10 protein-coding genes are annotated in these 19898 nt (G+C 60.3%); 4 read left to right on the forward strand and 6 right to left on the reverse strand.

What is annotated here, in order from left to right:
• Positions 1-42: 42 nt before the first annotated feature.
• Together KUV41_RS15765 and KUV41_RS15770 are read right to left on the reverse strand one after the other, a co-directional pair.
• Positions 43-1440 carry an HlyD family type I secretion periplasmic adaptor subunit gene (locus KUV41_RS15765; protein WP_261396071.1) on the reverse strand — a complete coding sequence of 466 codons (1398 nt, stop codon included), beginning with the start codon at positions 1438-1440 and terminating at the stop codon, positions 43-45.
• Positions 1437-3206 carry a type I secretion system permease/ATPase gene (locus KUV41_RS15770; RefSeq protein WP_222486709.1) on the reverse strand — a complete coding sequence of 590 codons (1770 nt, stop codon included), beginning with the start codon at positions 3204-3206 and terminating at the stop codon, positions 1437-1439. The genes KUV41_RS15765 and KUV41_RS15770 overlap by 4 nt, the downstream gene beginning before the upstream one ends.
• Before the next feature lie 709 nt (positions 3207-3915).
• On the opposite strand from KUV41_RS15770, the gene KUV41_RS15775 reads away from it, so the two are divergent.
• The 4 genes from KUV41_RS15775 (at position 3916) to sodC (ending at position 13835) form a co-directional block, all read left to right on the forward strand.
• Positions 3916-9234 carry a hypothetical protein gene (locus KUV41_RS15775; RefSeq protein WP_222486710.1) on the forward strand — a complete coding sequence of 1773 codons (5319 nt, stop codon included), beginning with the start codon at positions 3916-3918 and terminating at the stop codon, positions 9232-9234.
• 787 nt (positions 9235-10021) lie between these two features.
• Positions 10022-11056, forward strand: a complete 1035-nt coding sequence (locus KUV41_RS15780; RefSeq protein WP_222163108.1) for a histone deacetylase family protein — start codon at positions 10022-10024, stop codon at positions 11054-11056.
• A 472-nt stretch (positions 11057-11528) separates the two neighbouring features.
• On the forward strand, positions 11529-12878 hold the full coding sequence (locus KUV41_RS15785; RefSeq protein WP_222486711.1) for a Na+/H+ antiporter family protein: 1350 nt from the start codon (positions 11529-11531) through the stop codon (positions 12876-12878).
• 438 nt (positions 12879-13316) lie between these two features.
• Entirely contained in the window at positions 13317-13835 is a 519-nt protein-coding gene (gene sodC / locus KUV41_RS15790) for a superoxide dismutase family protein (RefSeq protein WP_222486712.1), read from the forward strand.
• Positions 13836-14000: 165 nt separating this feature from the next.
• On the opposite strand, the gene KUV41_RS15795 is transcribed toward sodC, so the two are convergent.
• The 4 genes from KUV41_RS15795 to groL all read right to left on the reverse strand — a co-directional run bounded on the left by KUV41_RS15795 (position 14001) and on the right by groL (position 19871).
• A complete protein-coding gene (locus tag KUV41_RS15795) occupies positions 14001-14741 on the reverse strand; it encodes an RNA methyltransferase (protein ID WP_222486713.1) in 741 nt (246 codons plus the stop codon).
• A gap of 239 nt (positions 14742-14980) precedes the next feature.
• Positions 14981-16261, reverse strand: coding sequence for a Wzz/FepE/Etk N-terminal domain-containing protein (locus tag KUV41_RS15800; RefSeq protein ID WP_222486714.1), 1281 nt, complete (start codon positions 16259-16261; stop codon positions 14981-14983).
• Between the two features lie 780 nt (positions 16262-17041).
• Entirely contained in the window at positions 17042-17959 is a 918-nt protein-coding gene (locus KUV41_RS15805; RefSeq protein WP_222486715.1) for a homocysteine S-methyltransferase family protein, read from the reverse strand.
• A gap of 268 nt (positions 17960-18227) precedes the next feature.
• On the reverse strand, positions 18228-19871 hold the full coding sequence (gene groL, locus KUV41_RS15810) for a chaperonin GroEL (RefSeq protein WP_206937932.1): 1644 nt from the start codon (positions 19869-19871) through the stop codon (positions 18228-18230).
• Positions 19872-19898 lie beyond the last annotated feature (27 nt).

The following is a 19898-nucleotide window of genomic DNA, read 5'->3' on the forward strand; positions in this document are numbered from 1 at the left end:
TCTCATGGTGGTTGGGTGGCGGTGCTATTGCTTGCGCAGGCGTCATTCCTCGCGCATGGCCCTGGCCAGCATGTCATTGAGCGGCTTCAGCATGTAGCTGGCAAAGCTGCGCTCTCCGGTACGAATCATGACCTCTGCGGGCATGCCCGCGACGAGCGTCATGCCCTCAGGCAATACGCTAGTGATCGGGTCTGTCACCTGGACGATGACCTTGTAGTAGCGCTGCCGACTCGTTTCATCGTCAAAGCTGTTGGCGCTGACATGGCCGATGGTGCCTGCGACCACCTTGGTCAAACGCTGATTGAAGGCACTGAAGCGGATATCGGCGTGCTGGCCGACATGCAGATGATCCACGTCCTGGCTGGGGACCCGTGCTTCGACCACGAAGCGGTCGTTGGACGGAACCAGCTCCAGCAGGATGTCGCCTCCGCGGACCACCGCGCCGATCGTGTGCACGTCGAGTCCGACCACCGTGCCGGACACCGGCGCCACAATGCGCGTGCGCGTCAGCCGATGATTTAGCGCGACCAGGCGCTCTTCGGCGTCGGCCACCTCGGCCTGAACCCGCCGCAGGTCCTCGCCCACCTGTTGCTGAAACTCCTGTCGCCGCACCTGCTTGTTCAGTACCAGCTCGCTGATCTGAGCCTGCAGTTTGGCAATGTCCGCTGCATGCCTGGCGTTGTCGCTCTGGTACTCCAGGCTCTCGCGCTCCAGCTCGCGCAGCCGCTGACTGCTGATCAGGCCATCGTCAAACAGGCGGCGATGGCTGGCGATGTCCCGCTCCAGGGAGTCGATACGCAGGTCGGTAATTCCCCGGGTACGCTCGAGCCCCTGGATCTGCTCCTCCAGTTGGATCACCTGTTGATCCAGGGCCGCCAGGGTGTCCGTAAGGGCCTGGCGACGGACCTCAAAGAGGTGTTGTTGCACCGCCAGCACCTCACGCACGCGCTGTAGCCGGGCGGCCGTCAATTCATCGGGAAAGGTCAGCACAGTGGCATTTGCCTGCTCCGCCAGCAGGCGAATCTCACTGGCACGCGCGATCAGGTAATCGCTGTCGGCAATGCGGCGTTCTGCCCGTGCCAGGGTGTCATCGAGGCGGAGCAACAGATCACCATGCTGCACCTGATCCCCATCCCTCACGAGAATGTCGGCGACGATGCCCCCCTCCAGATGCTGAACACGCTTGGTGAAGCTTTCCACCGATACCGCTCCGGGCGCGACCACGGCCACCGCCAGCTGAGCCGTGGTTGCCCACAGCACGAAGCCGCCCAGGGCGATAGTCAGCAGCGCAAAGCCCATGCGGCGATAGACATGCAGCGCTGTCGGCGGCCCGTCTTGCGATAAGGCTGGCGATGGGACCACGGAAGAGCCGCCGGCGTCTAAAGGGACCGCGGTCTTAGCGGACGTCTCGGTGGATGAGCCAGGCGAAGGCAAGGTCATGGCGGGCCTCCTGCCGATGCCGATCGGTGTGGTGTTACCCGTTTGATCACCTTGCCGGGCAACGTCTTGGCCCCGACCGGGCCACCGTCGGCGCTGCGGCGGGCGTGCAGCGCGGCTACCTGGCCGTCACGAAGCGACAGGATACGGTCTACCCGATCCAGCAGGCACTGACGGTGGGTGATCACCAGGGTGGTCGTCCCCTGGCGGCGCAGCCCATCGAGAGCCTGCGCCAGGGCGCGTTCGCCAGCGTCATCGAGGCTGGCGTCAGGTTCATCCAGCACGACCAGGCAGGGATGGCCGTAGAGCGCCCGCGCCAGTCCGATACGCTGACGCTGACCGGCAGAAAGGCCTAGGCCCTGTGGGCCGATGACGGTGTCGTAGCCGTCAGCAAGGGACAGAATGAGCTCGTGCACGCCGGCCAGGATCGCGGCCTTGACCACGGCCTCGGCGTCGACGGCGGCAAAGCGCGCGATGTTATCGGCAATGGTCCCCGCCAGCAGCTCGACGTCCTGGGGCAGATAGCCCAGGTGAGGCCCCAGGGCGTGACGCTGCCAGCCGAGAATGTCGGCGCCGTCGAGGCGCACGCAGCCATCCAGGCTGGGCCAGATGCCCAGCACGACCCGCGCCAGGGTCGATTTGCCTGAACCGCTGGGACCCACCACGGCCAGTTGCTCCCCGGGCGAGAGCGTGAGGCTGATGGCCTTCAAGGTGATGTTCTGGGATCCCGGTGGACCGGCGCTGACGTTCTCCAGGGCCAGCGAGCCCCGGGGACAGGGCAACGCCATGGGCTCACCTGCCGTTGCCGCGCCAAGCAACAGATTCAGGCGCTCTGATGCATTGCGCGCGGCGATGAAGGACTTCCAGCAGTTGATCAGCTGATCCAGTGGCGCCAGCGCGCGGCCGAGCAGAATCGAGCCGGCGATCATCGTCCCTGGGGTCAACTCTGCGATCAGGACCAGCCAGGCGCCGAGCCCCAGGATCAAGGACTGGGACAGCAGCCTCAGCGCTTTCGACAGATGGGTCAGGGTGCCTGCGCGGTCGCTGGCCAGGGACTGCAGGGTGAGGCCTTCCCGATGTATCGCCTGCCAGCGATGCTGAACGCTCTCGACCATGCCAAGGGCATGCAGCACCTCGCTATTACGTAGGTTGGCCGCGGTGGTATCTCGATTGGACACCTGCCTGGCTCCGGCCTGCTTGAGCAATTCCCGGGTCCTGGACTCGTTCAGCACCGCCAGGGCCAGTAGCAACGCTCCGGCACACAGGGCGAAGAGCCCGTAGTACGGATGAAACAGCGTCAGGATACCCAGATAGACGGGTATCCAGGGGGTGTCGAGGAACGCCGGGACGGCTGGGCTCGAAAAGAACTGACGTAGCGTGGCAAGGTCATCCAGCCCCTGGATGGAGGCAGCGCTGGGATTGCTGAGTGCCTGCCGATAAAGCGATTGATGTAGACGCTGCTGAAGCTGTTCGTCGAAACGATTGCCCAGCCTCACCAGCAGGCGCGAGCGCACCCAGTCCAGGCCGGCCATGATCCCGAACAGAAAGATCACGACAAGCGTCAGCATGATCAAGGTAGCGACGCTGCGACTGGCGAGCACCCGGTCATAGACCTGCATCATGTAAAAAGAGGGGACCAGCATCAGCAGATTGATGGCGATGCTGAAGATGGCCACATCCACGAGCCCCCTGCGACAGCCGCGCAGCGCTGCGGCAACGGCAGACGCCTCGCGGGATAGAGCATTGTCCTTAGACGGGGATAAGCGCATGGCGATGAGCTCTTGGCAGCGTGAATGGGGCACCCGCGAGAAGCCTGGTGGCTCTCGATGGTAGGGCCTGGTTCGTCGGTCCGGTTCGTAGGTCTGACTCGTCGTTCTGGTTCGTACTGGTTCGGCAGGTTGATTCAGTCCGTTCGCTCGGCAGAGCTTTAGTCGAACGACAACGGAGCTCTGGCAGAGCGACAGTAGAGCCCCTGCAGCATGACAACAGAGCTTTCCCACAATGACGCTCACAGCAATGTACTGTGTTCCAGAAAAGGCATTTCTGACGTCGTTGTCTACCCGCCAGTATTATGTAGACATATTTGAGTAAGAATCTAGCGATTATTTGTCGTAAGCCTGGTTCAAGTTTTCTTTCATATATGACTTTTTAAGCACATACATTTCGATCAAAGGTGATAAATTATTCTGTTTTCTATCTTCGATTTTTCTCATTTCTGGAAATTAGAAAGTATCAATCGCACGAACCATTTTTCTCATCTCATTGTTTTTTAATAATAAAATTTTCTGTGGTGTAAGTGTTTCTCGACATGTATTTATGCCTTTAGGTGCATTGTTTTTTTAATTGCCTGTTGGTGTAAAAAAGTAGTTTCCAAATGGTATTTGTCTCAATCAATGTAAGAATATTGCTATTTATTTTTCTGTAAAAATTGCGCTCTATTGTGCCCATTGCGAAATTTATTGATGGGGAGGGCGGGGTGTGAGCGATGAAATCCGTACAAACGATGTAAGCGGCAGGAATGATGTCGACGGTGTCAGCGATGTAAAGGATGTCAACGAGGTAAGTCGCGAAAACGCGGTTAACGATGTCGATCACCTGGGGCAGGCCTTGCCGCCGTCCTCGGCGGTGGCGACCCCAACGGTGATCAGCGAGCGGAGCGTATGGCGCATCAACTTTCAGCCTGAAGCCTCTGCGGCAGTGGATGGTTATGCCGTAGACAGCGGCAAGGCGTTTGGCGAACAGGCGATCGAGGTTGGGGGCGTGTCCCACCAGTATGGCTGGGTCAGCGGCGCCAGCATCGCCGACGGCGTCGACAACGGCACCACTCCCATGTCGCTGGTCGATGTGGATGCGTCCTTGCTGGTTGACCGCTCGGGGGACTTTGACGGGTTGGACCCTCGCCAGGCCAGCTACGCCCAGATGACGCGTGATGGTGGTGTCGCCGTCAATGCGGGATGGGAGATCGAGCTGGCGCCGGGCTTCTATGAGGTTACCCTGGCGGTGGGGGATGTCTCCGGCCGTTTTGATGCCTTCTATCAGGTCAACGCAGAGGGCGCTTCGCTCATCGATGGGTTTGTGCCCGCGCGGCCCGGCGACTTCCCGTTGGATGCCAACGTTACCGACGACACCGATGGCTTTCGCACGACGCTGGTGACCAGGGTGGTCGAGGTCACCGACGGACGCTTGACCCTGGACGCACTGGGCGCGGATGCCCGCAACGTCAAGCTGCAATATGTCGAGATTCAGTCGTTGCCGGACCCCACCCCAAGTGATGATCGCGATGCCGTCGATGACTATGCCCGGTTTGTCGGGGCTAGAGCCGTGGCGGGCGTCGGCAGCCAGGCGGTGGAGGTGGCGCTGGATCGGGACGATGGCGGTTTGCCTATCGGGGTGGATCCGGCCTCGGACATCTTCGTGGGCGTTCAGGTGGTGGAAGGCAGGGGCGGTGTGCTGCTGGAAAGCCTGGCGGATGGATCTGTGCGCCTGTTTGAGACGGTCACCGGCGTCGAGGTGAACTTCGATATCAACACCACCGGTGGTTTCGATTCCCTGACCCTGTCCCCGGTTGACCCGCTCAAGCCCTATACCAGCTATACCCTGGTCATCGATGGTTTCCAGGATCGCGGTGACAACAGCGATATCGATGCGCCAACCCGTGACTTCCTCAAATACACCAACACCTTTGTCACTGGACCGGTGACCGAGAGAGACGCGGACGTCGACGTTGCCTTCGAGGGCACCGTCGAGCTCGATGGTGCTGCAGATGATGCTGTTGCCTTTACCTCACTGACGCTCAACGGGGCAGGCGACACCCTGTATATGGTCAGCATGGGCGGTCAGATCCGACGCTACGGATTAGACCCGGAAGATGGCTCGCTGGGACTAGGTGAAGTGCTGGACCTGGGATGGGATCCATTCGCGCAGCCTGATTCGGTGACCGACAATGTGCGCCGGGCCATTATCGGTGTGGCAGAAGACCCCTCCGATCCCCAGGTGCTGTGGGGCACCGACAACTATCCGGTGCCGCTGCTGGGACAGGTGCGCAGGGTGCCAGACTTCAGTGGTCGGCTGTTGAAGATCACCCTGGACGAGGATGGCAGCTTCAGCGGGCAGGTCGAGGTGTATCTCACCGGCCTGCCACGCTCTGCGGCGGATCATGTCACCAATAGCATCGAGTTTCGCAAGAACCCTGAGTATGACCCGGACTTCCCCGACGCCGGCCCCGAGTATCTGCTGTACCTGACCCAAGGTTCCAACACGGGTGTAGGGGGCGTTGACAGCGCCTGGGCCAACCGGCCCGAGCGCCTGCTATCTGCCACGGTGTTGGAAATCGACCCGAGCAGAACGCCTCCCGAGGGCGGATTTGACCTCACGACCGAGCCCCTGCCCGAGGATCAGACCCGCTTTCGCGACGACGATAACAACCTGAAGGATGATCCTATTTCCATGGGAGACGGGCGGTATCTGGTCTTCGACGAGCACGGCGTCGCCAGCGTCCAGGACGTCGATGGTAACGTCCTGTCGACGTTCTACGATCCTTTCGCAGAGGACGCGGTGGCCAAGATCTTTGCCACCGGTATCCGTAACGCCTATGACCTGGTGTGGCACTCGGATGGCCGGCTGTACGTGCCTACCAACGGGGGCGCCGCAGGAGGCGTGGTACCGGACGACCCGGCGACGCCAGAGGATGAATCGCTGATCAGCGTGGGGCTCCAGGACGATTTTCTGTTTACTGTCGATCAGGGGGGCTATTACGGCCACGGCAATCCGTTGCGGGATGAGTACATACTGGATGGTGGCAACCCGACCCGCTTTGAAGACGCCAACGAGGTGTCGACCTACGCGCCCGGCACCCAGCCGGATCCCAACTATCGGGTGGAAGATACCTACGCGTTGGGACCCAACCGCTCACCCAATGGGGCCACCGAGTTCACCAGCGACATCTTTGGCGATGCCCTGAAAGGCAGCCTGCTGTTCACCGAGTTTTCCGGCGGCAATGATATCCGCTGGATACGCCTGGACGATAACGGCAAGGTCATCAGCGACGATGTGCTGCGTGACAGTGACGGCGGCGTCATCCGTTACAACAGCCCCCTGGATATCATCGAAAACCCGGCCACCGGGCAGCTGTATCTATTGACCTTGAATCGGCGTACCGGCGAAAGCCAGCTGGTCCGTCTGGATCCGGTCCTGCCAGAACCGCCTGAGCCGCCGGAGCACCCTGTGAAGCTGGCTACCATCCAGGCCGAGGACGATACCCCGAACGACGGTACCAGCGCCACGCTGTCAATGACCGGCGATGTGGCGATCTTTCAGGGCATAGCGGAAGACACGCCAGGCCTGCGACCGGGCAGCTACGGCAACGATGGCAATCTCGATGATCGCGACGGTGTCGGTGGCGGCTATGCCGACTTTGGCGTCAGCGCCCAGGATTGGATCACCTTTGGCTTTACCCTGGCGCCGGAGGAAGCAGGCTACAACGTGCTGCGCATCCGCTATGCCAACGGCGGCGGCAAGGAACGTCCCCTGGAGATATTCATCAACGGCGAAAGCCATGGGCTGGTGAGCTTTCCGGCTGCCCCGAGCCTTCCCAGCCTGGATGAAAGGTGGAACCTGTGGATGACCCAGGATGTACAGATCGACCTGCCGGCGGGGGAGGTCGAGGTTCGCCTGCAATCCCTGGGCAGGGCGGGCCCGAACATTGACCAGCTCGAGGTGTGGCAGGGCGATGCCTTTGGTCATATGGGCTATGAGGCAGAAGAAGCGATGCTTCAGGGTGTGGTGCCAACGTCCGATGACAGTGGTCGTGATGCTTCTGGCGAAGCCTATGTCGCGCTGTCCGACGCCCAGGAACAACGTATCACCTGGGCGATTCGGGTCGAGCAGGACGGACACTACGAGCTGGGGTTTCGCTACTACCTTCCCGCGGATGGCGAGCCGCGTCAGCTGCCGTTCTCGCTCGATGGCGTCGAGCTGGCGCCGCTGCAGCTTGCGGCGGACAGCGAGACAGCCAATGACTGGGTGTACGTGAACGTGGAGGTATTCCTGGAGGCGGGAAGCCATGCGCTGGCGTTGGCCTCAGTGGGGGGGAGTGCGGTCGACGTCGACCTGCTATGGGTGCCGGACCTGTCACGGGAAGCCATCCGTGAGGCTATCAACCACCCAGCAGACGCCACCGATGGCATACGTATCGCGCTGGATGACGGCGTGTCTGGCCTGGTCTCCAGTCCGCGCACCGCCGATGCGTTTGTCACGGTCAGCGAGTCAGGCCTATACCGACTGGACCTGACGGTGGGTGAACCGGGGGATGAGCTTGACGTCACCCTCAATGGGGAGCCATTGCCGCCCCCGTTGCAGGCCGACGATGGCGCTGGCGGGGTGTTCTGGTACGTCGAGCTTGAGGCCGGCACCGAGTATCGCTGGCACCTGATATCGGATGATGACAGCAGCTCCCGGGTCGAGGCGGTGGAGGTGGCGCCGGTCGCTGTGGCAGAGGGGGCCGACGTGAGCCTGGTGAACGCCGAGAGCCAGTTCTTCCACGACCGTCTGTTGTTCAACTATTTAGATATCAATGACTTTGCGGCCCCTGATCGGGATTTCAGGGAAACCGGCCTGGCGCGCATTACCAATGAAGGCAGCGAACCCCTGCAGATTCTGAATGCGATGCTCGATGGACCCTTTAGGCTGGCCGATGCCGACGCGCTGCAAGGGCGCGTGCTGGCAGCAGGCGAGTCCATCGACATCACGGTCATGTTCGATCGTGACAGTTACCAGGCGCCCGAGCGCAATGACGATGATGGACGTTTCTTTGGCCGGCTGACGCTGTTGACCAACGACGCCGACTCGCCGGTGACGTCCCTTGAGCTGGCGGGCTTCTGGCAGGCTCAGGACGAGGGCGGTTGGGAACCCACCGTGGATGAGATCTGGAGCGTTGCCGGGCTTGGCAACCGCATCGGCGGGCTGCCCCTCGCCGGTGGCGGCGGTGGGCCTGGCTCCCCCCTGTACGACTTTGGCTACTATCGTCCCGTCACTGACGAGGAGGTGCTGTCGCGTTACTGGACCTTTGCCGACGGCGTCGACAGCGTGCGCATCACCCAGCTCGCGTCCATGCAGAATCCCGGTGGGGCAGCATTAGGGGTACATGCCTTCCAGGATACCTCCCAGGATCTCAGCCTGCTGCCCCACGGCCCGGATCAGAATCAGTCGCTGCTGCCACGCACCTTTGGGCGTGGTGAGTTTCCGGAGGTCACCTTGCAGCGCTCCGACATACCGGAAGACTGGACCGGGGACGCGCTGTTTGGCTTCGAGATCGCGAGGCTGTCGTCAGATCCGTCCCTCAATCCCACTGGCCAGGGCACGCCCCCAGCCAATGGCCCTGATCTGGAGCGAGGCTACTTCATTCGTCTGTTCCAGGCCCTGGACGAGGAGGGCAACGACATCCCGGATACCTACCTGGTCATCCAGGATTTCAATGGCGGTAATTTCGATTACAACGACAACATGTACGTGATCGAAGGCATCAAGCCGATGTACGACGGCGATGGCGTGGTCCCGACGGCCTTAATGACTGGACAAAGGCCCGACCAGCAACTCGACCAGCAGCCCGTTGCGGACGTCACCTTGTGGTCAGAGGAGTCGCTGCAGCCAGACGTGTCGCCACAGCAGGAACTTCAACAGAGGCTTCTGAGGCAGGAACCGGAGCAGCAGCAATCCGAGCAGCAACGCCAGGCACCACCGCCCTCTGACGATATCGTGGAGGTGCAGGGCCTGCCCGATTCCGGGAGCGATATCTGGTGAAGGCGGGAGTGATCGAAGTTATAGCGTCTCCATCTGCCGACATATGGTGTGCTTGCCCGGCGACAGAGGTGGTTGTACGAATTTTGCGATACCCTACGACGATATCGCCTCTATGGGTTGTCACAGTGAATCGATAACCAGAGGCAAGAGTATCAGGGTCAATAGGGGATCAAGAGTATGCCGATGGTAACTTCTGCTGCGAAATGGCTGATGCCGCTTCTGCTGATCATGACCGTTGCGGGCTGTAGCTACGAACCGGCGCGCATCTCGTCTGAGCCGTTGATCATCCTTGACGATGATCATCGTGACCACGGCGGCCATCACGGCGGCGACTTCTGTCCGCCGGGGCAAGCTAAGAAAGGCCGTTGCTAGGCTCTGCTGCGAGCAAGGCGCCGTGGCTAGCCGTCGCACCGACGGCTGGCAAGCGCCTTGGAATGGGTGTCAAAGGTTGACCGACGTCAATCAAACGGGTGGCCTGCTGGCGGTGGCTAAACGCCAGGTCAGGCCACGCCGAGCTGGTCTGCTGCGGGCAGCTTGGCGGTGATGATGGTCCCGGGAGTGGTATCAAGGTCGGGTTTTCCGGCACTATCATGGGGTAGACTCGCCCAGGAGCAGGCTTGGCTTGCTGTGGCCTGAACTGCTGTGGCCCGAGCTGCTGTGGCCCGAGCTGCTGTGGCCAGGGATAGACTCGCTCAGGTACCGTTTCGTGGAGACGGTACTGAAGTGGTGCCCCAGGGTACGCAAGACACGGGGAGCGAGGTCGCGTCATCACCGGAGACCGATGTAGATGAAACTGTTTTACCATCCTGACCAGGAACGTCACGCACCCCCTCAGTTCTTGAAGCGAGGCGTGTTGAGCGATTCGCCCGAAGGGCCGCGTCGGTCAGAGTTGCTGAGCGAAGGTCTCGCCGAGGTCGGCCTGGCGCTGACCGCACCCGCCGAAGTCGACAGTCCCAAGTTGAGGGAGCGGCTCAAGGAGATCCATACCGAGCGTTACCTGGATTTTCTCGAGACGATTCATTCCCGTTGGCAAACGCTGCCTGAGGCCACTGACTTCGTGGCGCCCAACGTGCATCCCTGCGGTGGCGGCAAGCATTATCCGCGGCACCCGGTGGGTCAGGCAGGCTGGCATCTACACGACATGGCCTGCCCGCTGACCGCCACAAGCTTTCAGGGCATTCTGGCCAGCGCCGCGACGGCTCAGGCCGCCGCTGAAAGCATCGTGTCGGGCGCAGGCACGGCGTATGCACTGTGTCGTCCGCCGGGGCATCACGCGGGGCCAGATCGCGCCGGGGGCTTCTGTTATCTCAACAATGCCGCTCTCGCGGCCACCGTACTGCGCGAGCATGTGTCCCAGGTGGCCATTCTGGATATCGATCTTCATCACGGTAACGGCACCCAGGACATCTTCTACGACCGCGGCGACGTCTGGACCGGTTCGCTGCACGCTGACCCTGCGGACTTCTATCCCTACTACTGGGGTAGCGCAGAAGAGACAGGTATCGGCCCTGGGCTAGGGGCCAATCTGAATGTCCCGCTGCCGGTGGGCAGTGGCATCGATGCCTTCCAGGCCGCCCTGGACGAACTGCTCGATGCCATGGCGAGCTTTAGCCCGGATGCACTGGTGCTGGCGCTGGGGCTGGATGCCCACAAGGATGATCCTCTGGCGGGGCTGAGCCTCGATACTCAGGACTTTGTGACGATTGGCCGCCAGGTGGGCGAGCTGGGCCTGCCCACGGTGCTGGTGCAGGAGGGTGGTTATCCGACCCCTGCGCTGAGCCGTAACCTCGCTGCCTTTCTGCGCGGGTTCACCGATACCTGAAGGTGTTGAACGTGAGTTTGCTGTGGCGACGTTGCTGCGGCGACTTTACTGCGGCGATATGGTTGCGGCCACCTAGCACGGTCGCCTTAGCCGCTGACGTCCTCTGGGAAAGAAAGGCGTCGCAAAAAAGAAAAGCGCCACGACCGATGGACGTGGCGCAGCAATCTTTTCGCTTTCTTTCCTCCCTGAGGCACTATCCCGGTGCCTGAACTCCCTCGATGCGTCCTGCATCGTCGCATCCGTGACGCTCATGGGGCAGTATCCGTTGCCCGATGTTGCCTGAACACGAGTGTAGTATGTCCTGCCAATATGACAAATCCGTAAACGCCGCGTGATGCTTTGGTGACATCCCGCAGCCAGCGCTTTTCTGGTATCCTTCGCGCCGACTTTTGCGGGAAATCTGCGCTATTCCTGGCTTTGCGCCCAGGTTTTCCCCTCCCTCAACCCTCGTAACCCCAACTCGGATGTTCCTATGAACGCAGTAATTATTGCCGTTCTGGTGATGGTGGGCCTGTCGCTGGCGCGGGTCTCGGTGGTGCTGGCGCTGGTGGTCGGCGCCCTGGTGGGTGGCCTGGTCGGTGGTCTGTCCATCGAGGATACCCTGGCGGCTTTCAATGACGGCGTAGGGGGAGGTGCCAAGGTGGCGCTGGCCTATGCCACGCTGGGGGCCTTCGCGGTAGCGATTTCTCGCTCAGGCCTGCCTGACCTGCTGGCCCGTCGCCTGATCACCTTGCTGGGGCAGGAATCCAGCGCATCTCGCCAGGCCACGGTCAAGTATCTGTTGCTGGGCAGCGTCCTGTTGGTCGCGGTATCGTCCCAGAACCTGATTCCCGTGCACATCGCCTTCATCCCGATCCTGATTCCGCCGCTGCTCAAGGTCATGAACCAGCTGCGTATGGACCGTCGCGCCGTGGCCTGTGCCCTGACCTTTGGTCTGACGGCGCCCTATATGCTGCTGCCGGTGGGATTTGGCGCGATCTTCCTCAACGATATTCTGCTGGCCAATATCAATCAGGCCGGGGAGAGCCTTGGGCTCGAGATCGGCCGTGGCATGGTGCCCATGGCGATGGGCGTGCCCGTGGCCGGCATGTTCCTGGGATTGCTGGTGGCGGTATTTCTGTCCTATCGCAAGCCTCGTGACTACTCTGAGGCCGAGCTAACCCACCATGCCCACGGCCATGAAGCGGGCGACACCGAGGAGCCCCGCGCGCTGGGGCTGATCATGTCGGTGGTGGCCATCGTCGCGGCGCTGGGTATCCAGCTTTACACCGGTTCCATGATTCTGGGCGGGCTGGTCGGTTTCTCGCTGCTGTCCATGGGCGGCATCTTCCGCTGGCGCGAGGCGGACGACCTGTTCACCAGCGGCATGCGCATGATGGCGCTGATTGGCTTCATCATGATCTCCGCCTCGGGTTTTGCGGCGGTGATGACGGCCACCGGCGATATCGAGAGCCTGGTCAGTGCCAGTGTCGAGGTCATCGGTGACAACCGCGGCCTGGCGGCGCTGCTGATGTTGCTGGTCGGCCTGTTCATTACCCTGGGCATCGGCTCCTCGTTTTCTACCATCCCCATCATTGCTGCCATCTTTGTTCCGCTGGCGGTGCAGTTCGGTTTCTCCGATCTGGCGACGGTGGCCCTGGTGGGTACCGCGGCGGCGTTGGGTGATGCGGGTTCACCTGCCTCGGATTCCACCTTGGGTCCGACCTCGGGGCTCAATGTGGACCGCCAGCACGACCACATCTGGGATAGCGTCGTGCCGACCTTCGTGCACTACAACATTCCGCTGGTGGCCTTTGGCTGGCTCGCGGCGATGACGCTGTAATCTCAGGAGCACATTGAGGCCCTATAGAGACGTCCTAGCCAGCGTAAGCGGCCTAAGCTGAGGGGCTAACGTAAGGGCTAAGCTAAGCGGCTAACGTAAGGGCTAACCTAAGCGGCTCACGTAGGGCAATGACAGCGCACACGCGATAGATCAAAACAGTGCCCGTGCTCCCGCAGCACGGGCATTGTCGTTTCAAGGGGGGAAAGGTGGGCTGTAAAGGGTGTCCGACGATATCGCTTACGGGTTGTGCTGATCCGTCACTTTGGTCCAGGCTAAGGGGCAGGGAGTCGCGAGATCGAGTCGTTGAACACAGCCAACTGTCGGCAAGACTCGGCGCTGAACTCTCTACAGGGAGAGAAAGACGTTCCTGACGGCAGGTGTTCCAGAAGGAACGTCGTACCCGATGGAAAGACACTTCACATGGAAAGGAGCCTCTAGATGATCAAGGCAACATGGTGGTTAGGTGCTAGCCTGCTGGTGGCGGGTGCAGCACATGCCGCGACCGAGGTGGAGATGCACCGTGTCAGTACTGACGGCGTGGGTGATAGCGTCGGTACCATCACCTTCGAGGATAGCGATCATGGCCTGCTGATTACGCCTGCCCTGGAAGGGCTGGACACCGGAATCCACGGCCTGCACGTACACGTCAACCCGGATTGCTCCCCGGCAGAGAAGGACGGGGAAGTGGTGGCTGCTGCCGCTGCTGGTGGTCACTATGACCCCGAGGAAACCGGCACCCATCAGGGCCCCTATGGCGATGGACACCTGGGGGATCTGCCCGCACTGTCCGTAGGACAGCAGGGCGAAGCCACACTGACGACCCTCGCCCCAAGGGTGAAGGAGTCAGACCTGAGCGGCCGCGCGATTATGATTCATGCCGGTGGCGACAACTACAGCGACGAACCCCACCTTGGTGGTGGCGGAGCCCGCGTCGCCTGCGGGGTCATTGACGGCTAAGCGTCAGCCCGAGCGGGTCGCGATAATGTAGCGATAGTGTCGCGACAGTGTCGCGACCCGCGTTTAGGTGAACGATGCGCTGTCGTTCTAGTCAATCAAAGGCCGCTCTACCCAGGTAAGAGCCGCTCTAGCCAACCAAGGGCCGCTCTAGTTGGCCAAATGCCGCTAGCGGTTGTCGTCGGAAGGAAGGTGGCTCTCCAGCGAGGACAGCCAGCCTCGCAGTAGCGATAGCTCCTTGCGCGAGGGGGTAGCACGGGCGAACAGGGCCTGCAGCTGCTCTTCGGTTTTCGCGTGGGGCTGGGTGATAAAGCCACTGCGTTGCATGACGCGGCTCAAGTGGCTCTGAAAGTGCCCCACCTGCTCACGCGTCGGCGGTGTGGCTATAGACCCGGCACCGGCCGTAGACTCACCCGCGTGCTTGCGCCATGCCCGCCTGACCTCGTAGGACAGCACCTGTACCGCCTGGGACAGGTTCAAGATGCCGTAGTCAGGATTGGCAGGAATGCTGACCTGATGCGAGCACAAGCGAATCTCATCGTTGGTCAGGCCGTAGCGCTCGCGGCCGAACACCATCGCCACGGGACTGTTGCAAGCATCTTCCACCAGGTCCTTGGCCAGTTCATCCGGCTCGTCGTAGTGGGGCAGTGGCAGGCTACGCAGTCGCGCGCTGGCGCCGACCACCCGCACGCAGTCGCCAATGGCATCTTCCAGCCGCTCGACCACTCTTGCTCCCTCGATCACATCCAGCGCGCCCGCCGCCAAGCGGCTGGCTTCCTCGTCCGGAAAGGCACGGGGATTGACCAGCACCAGGTCCGTCAGGCCCATGGTCTTCATGGCGCGGGCGGCGGAGCCGATGTTGCCGGGATGATAGGTCTGGACGAGAACGATGCGGATATTGGAGAGCATTCGACAGCAAATCGCAGTAGAGACAGGGAGCGTCATTGTAGCCGCCAGCGGCCTGGCGGGGAATGAGCGGGCTTTCACGGTCTAGAGCGCTAGTGCGTTGGATGCGTGATGGCGGGCGTATCTGGGCTGCAATGCGGGCAAGACGACTATAGTGCCTCCGACGTGGGATGCACAGGCAGGTAGCCGTACTGAGTGTGTCGTGAAAAAGAGGCCGCATGTGCGGCCTCTTCTGGCGAACGTCAAGCGTATTGGGCGCGGTAGCTTTTGACGCTCCGAGAGAAAGTGACGAGCATGACCAGCATTAGACCCATCATTCCACCCAGGATCAGAGCCAGCGCTAGCACAAGCGATTTACCCGGACCATCGCTTGCCTTAGGACGGTAGGCAACATCGACGATCTCTGTGACAGTGATGTCGTCAGGCGTGACATTCTTTGCACGGAGCAAGGTGTTTTCTTGCTGAAGTTGATTGTAGGTGTCGATGAAAGGAGAGTCAGACTCCCGTGCTTCAAATGCCTCTATGCGGCGCTGATGCTGAAGTTGTTCCAGCTGCTTTTCAATCTGCCTAATGGCCGGGGAAGTCATAGGCTCATCTAGTCCCTGCGTGAGAACCTCTCGCTCAGCAGACAGGGCTTCTGTTCCTAGAAAGTAAAGTGGAAGATCGCTGCCGATACTCACATTGTCGTAGACGACTCGGTCTGGCGTATTGCCTCCTGCCATGGATAAAGGAGTGGTCGGTTGGTGGATGGAGAGGCGAGCAGCAATATCTTCAGCTTGTTCGAGAGTACGAATACGCTCCATGCGTGAAGAACGCTCAGCCGCTTGCTCCGCAGCAAGTTGATCCTGTAACTCTAGGTGCCGGATGTAGTGTTCTTCATTCATCCGTGTGACCGTGGCATCTAGCTCATCCTGGTAGGCCGCTAGATGCGCATTCATGGACACTTCATTAATGGCAATAGTGTTTTGAATGCTGCGCTCGACACGTTCAATAAGTACTCGCGTGTATTGATCTTGAGACCAAAGATAGTAATCGTTGAGTAGGGAGGCTCCGTCTACATCTTCGGGGTAGCTATAGCGAATTTCGCCTTGATCAGACGATGTGCTGTCCGCTGATGTGACTGATAACTGCCTAAAGCTTTCGCGCAGCTCGCTGGTGTCTTCTTCGGGAGCATTTTCGTTGCTCAGCATCCTTGCGTAGTCAGGATGCTGTGCGAGGAATGCACGAAAACGCTCAAAGCTACCTAGACGCACTTCAAGCTCTGTTTTTGCTTGAAGCGGAGTAATAGCAAAACCAGGAACATGGTTAATGACGTTGAGGCCATCGCTCGTCTGTGTATAACGCAATGTCGAGGTATACGTAGAAGTAGAGAACCACAGATAGATGCAGGCCAAGAGCATGCAAGTGACAACGCTGGCGGCTATCCAGCGCCATCCATTAAGAGTGATGATCGCAATATCACGTAGATCGATCTCATCGTTCTCAGCATGTCTTTGGTACTGATGAGGTGTCAGCGATGTCATAACTGAGGCCTCCAGACAGCTAGCCGGGCGGTAAGACCAATGAAGTGTGCAAACAGGACGGTCAGTTCCGTAAGCAAGACTTGCATTTCTGAAAGGTGGTTGGTGCACAGCAACACAATCGGAGCGATGGTTGCAATCAGCATGATAAAGGCCGTAATGAAGCGCCGCTCTTTGAAGGCGAGACAGCCAGGAAGTAGTAGCACCATAGGAGGTGATACTAGAGACTTTAGAGTTGACATAGCGTTTATGAGCCCTGCGTGAGCCGTTGAAGAGTGATCATTGCCACTTTTTTCGGGGCCGAATTTAGCAGGTTGAATGCCTGTTTGTAAGCCATCTAAACATTATTTTTCATGACGAGGCTCGCGTGCGTTTGTTTGTCGTTGAGACTGTATGGCGAGTGCCTGGCGATAGTTTGGGTCAGCTAGCGTTAACAGGCAGAGATTGAAGTGTATTAAAGAATTTCAAAATGTAACAAAATGTTTATATGTCTCGTATTTTTAGGATTTGGCATCAAGGCAGTGGGAGGCTGAAGACGAGGGCGCGCTGCCACAGCCTTGTTACGGAAACAACAAGGGAAATAATCAGTTGTGAGTTCTATTAAAGAGGCGCTATGCCCCCTGCGGTAAAAACGTGCTCTCACCGAATGTGCGTTGCAGTAGCTGGTTTTTAGACGGAGCGAGTGTCAAAGGAGGCAGTTGCTGTTACAAAATTGCATGGTTTGTGCTCCGCGGCAGCACGGATCGAGCATGCTTCTGAAGCGCTGCCGCCTAGTATAGGAAGCTACATCGACCTTCGCCATGTCTCCAGGGCGGCGATATGGCTGGGGCTGATGCCGCAGCAGCCGCCGATAAGGCGAGCGCCGCGTTCGAACCAGCGTATGGCGTAGTCCAGGTAGCCCTGGGGAGTGATCTGCCGATCCTGGGTCAGGGTGGCATTGGCCTGATGGGCTGCGGCAATGGGCGCGAAGCTGTTGGCGTAGGCGCCCAGCGGCAGCGAGCAGCGCAGGCGTCGCATGGCGTCACTGGCATCGATCAGAGCCTGCTCGATCACTTCTGGAATCGAGCAGTTGAAGAGAATGGCATCGGCACCGCCCTGGCAGAGTTGTGTGACGGCTTCTGCCACGCTCTCGCCGGAGCGCAGGCGCGCCACGTCGGTGATATCGTCCTGCAAGGTCAGGGCAAACCAGCGTGGTGCGTCGCTATTCGCCAATACCTCCTGGACGACAGCGATTTCTTCCAGGTTCGACAGCGTCTCGGCCAGCCACAGGTCCACGAAGGACTCTTGAGCGCGGTAAAGGTCCGTCAGCAGCGAGCGTGCACGATTGGCGTCAAACAGGTCCGGGCGGTAGCTGCCCATGACGGGGGGAAGGCAACCGGCGACCTGAGCGCGGCTGCTGGAGGTCTCGCCGGTCTGATCGGCCTGCCATTCGCTGATGGATCGCGCGGCTAGCCGGGCGGCTTGGGTGGCAAGGGCGATACCCTGCTCCTGGTAGCGTTCTTCGCCGAGATGGAAGGGCACGCAGGCGTAGCTGTTAACCGTGATGACACGGGCGCCAGCATCAAGAAAGTTGCGGTGGGCCTCGACCACACGATCAGGTGCCTCGATCAGCGCCTGGGCGCTCCACAGCGGTTGTGAAAAGGGCGCGCCGATACGTTTCAGCTCTCGCCCCATTCCGCCATCCAATAGCGTCAGTTCCATCGCTTGCCTACCTCGAAAAAGCCGGGACATAGTGAACCACGGCAGGGGTCGTTCGATAAGTGAAATGTCCTCAGCGTGGATATGAGGCGGATCGATGAAGAGGGCGATGGCAATGACACCTAAACGTCGGGCACGAAAAAGCCCTGCCGCAGGGGCAGGGCTTTTGCTTATGCTCTAGGGCTAGTGCGCTAGGGCTGGCACGCCAGAGGCAAGTGGTTCGTCGCCTCTGGGTGCGGGGCCGGGCAGGCTAGCCTGCCCGTGGGGGCACTTACATCATGCCGCCCATGCCACCCATTCCGCCCATGCCGCCCATGTCCGGAGCAGCGTCTTTCTCGTCCGGATCGTCGGCGATCATGGCTTCGGTGGTGATCAGCAGGCCAGCGACGGAACCAGCGGACTGCAGTGCAGTACGGGTCACCTTGGCCGGATCCAGCACACCCATGTCGAACAGGTCGCCGTACTCGCCGGTCTGGGCGTTGTAGCCGAAGTTGCCTTCACCGTCCTTGATGCGGTTGACGATGACGGAGGCTTCCTGGCCAGCGTTGGTGACGATCTGACGCAGCGGAGCTTCCATGGCGCGCAGGGCGATGGCGATACCGTGGGTCTGGTCTTCGTTGTCACCCTTGAGACCAGCGATCTTGGTCAGGATGCGGATCAGGGCAGTACCACCGCCAGGCACGACGCCTTCTTCGACGGCTGCACGAGTGGAGTGCAGGGCGTCTTCGACGCGAGCCTTCTTCTCTTTCATCTCGACTTCGGTGGCAGCACCGACGCGGATGACAGCAACACCGCCGGCCAGCTTGGCGACACGCTCCTGCAGCTTCTCGCGATCGTAGTCAGAGGAAGTCTCTTCGATCTGAGCGCGGATCTGGTTGACGCGAGCTTCGATGTCGCTGTCGTTGCCAGCACCATCGATGATGGTGGTGTTTTCCTTGGACATGGTCACGCGCTTGGCGGTGCCCAGGTGATCCAGGGTAGCCTGCTCGAGGTTCAGGCCGACTTCTTCGGAGATCACAGTGCCGTTGGTCAGGATAGCGATATCCTGCAGCATGGCCTTGCGACGGTCGCCGAAGCCAGGTGCCTTGGCTGCTGCCACCTTGACGATGCCGCGCATGGTGTTGACCACCAGCGTTGCCAGGGCTTCGCCTTCGATGTCTTCAGCGATAATGACCAGCGGCTTGCCAGCCTTGGCCACGGCTTCCAGAGTCGGCAGCAGTTCGCGGATGTTGGAGATCTTCTTGTCCACCAGCAGGATGAACGGATCTTCCAGTTCCACCGCCATGGTGTCCTGGTTGGTCACGAAGTACGGGCTCAGGTAGCCGCGGTCGAACTGCATACCCTCGACCACGTCCAGCTCGTCTTCGAAGCCGCGACCTTCATCGACAGTGATGACGCCTTCCTTGCCGACTTTCTCCATCGCTTCAGCGATGATCTCGCCGATGCGAGTGTCGCCGTTGGCGGAGATGGTGCCAACCTGAGCGATAGCCTTGGAGTCGGTGCAGGGCACGGACAGAGCCTGGATTTCCTTGACCGCCGCAACGACCGCCTGGTCGATACCGCGCTTCAGGTCCATCGGGTTCATGCCGGCAGTCACGCCTTTCAGGCCTTCGGCGACGATGGCCTGGGCCAGAACGGTAGCGGTGGTGGTGCCGTCACCAGCAACGTCGGAGGTCTTGGAAGCGACTTCCTTGACCATCTGCGCGCCCATGTTCTCGAACTTGTCCTTCAGTTCGATTTCCTTGGCGACGCTGACGCCGTCCTTGGTCACGGTCGGTGCGCCGAAGGACTTTTCCAGCACCACGTTGCGGCCTTTCGGGCCCAGGGTTGCCTTGACGGCGTTGGCCAGAACGTCAACACCACGCGCCATGCGCTTGCGGGCATCATCAGAGAACTTGACTTGTTTCGCTGCCATTTTCTGTACTTCCTTTGAATCTAAGCG

The organism is Halomonas sp. DP8Y7-1 (assembly GCF_019801685.1).
GTDB classification, from domain to species: domain Bacteria; phylum Pseudomonadota; class Gammaproteobacteria; order Pseudomonadales; family Halomonadaceae; genus Halomonas; species Halomonas litopenaei_A.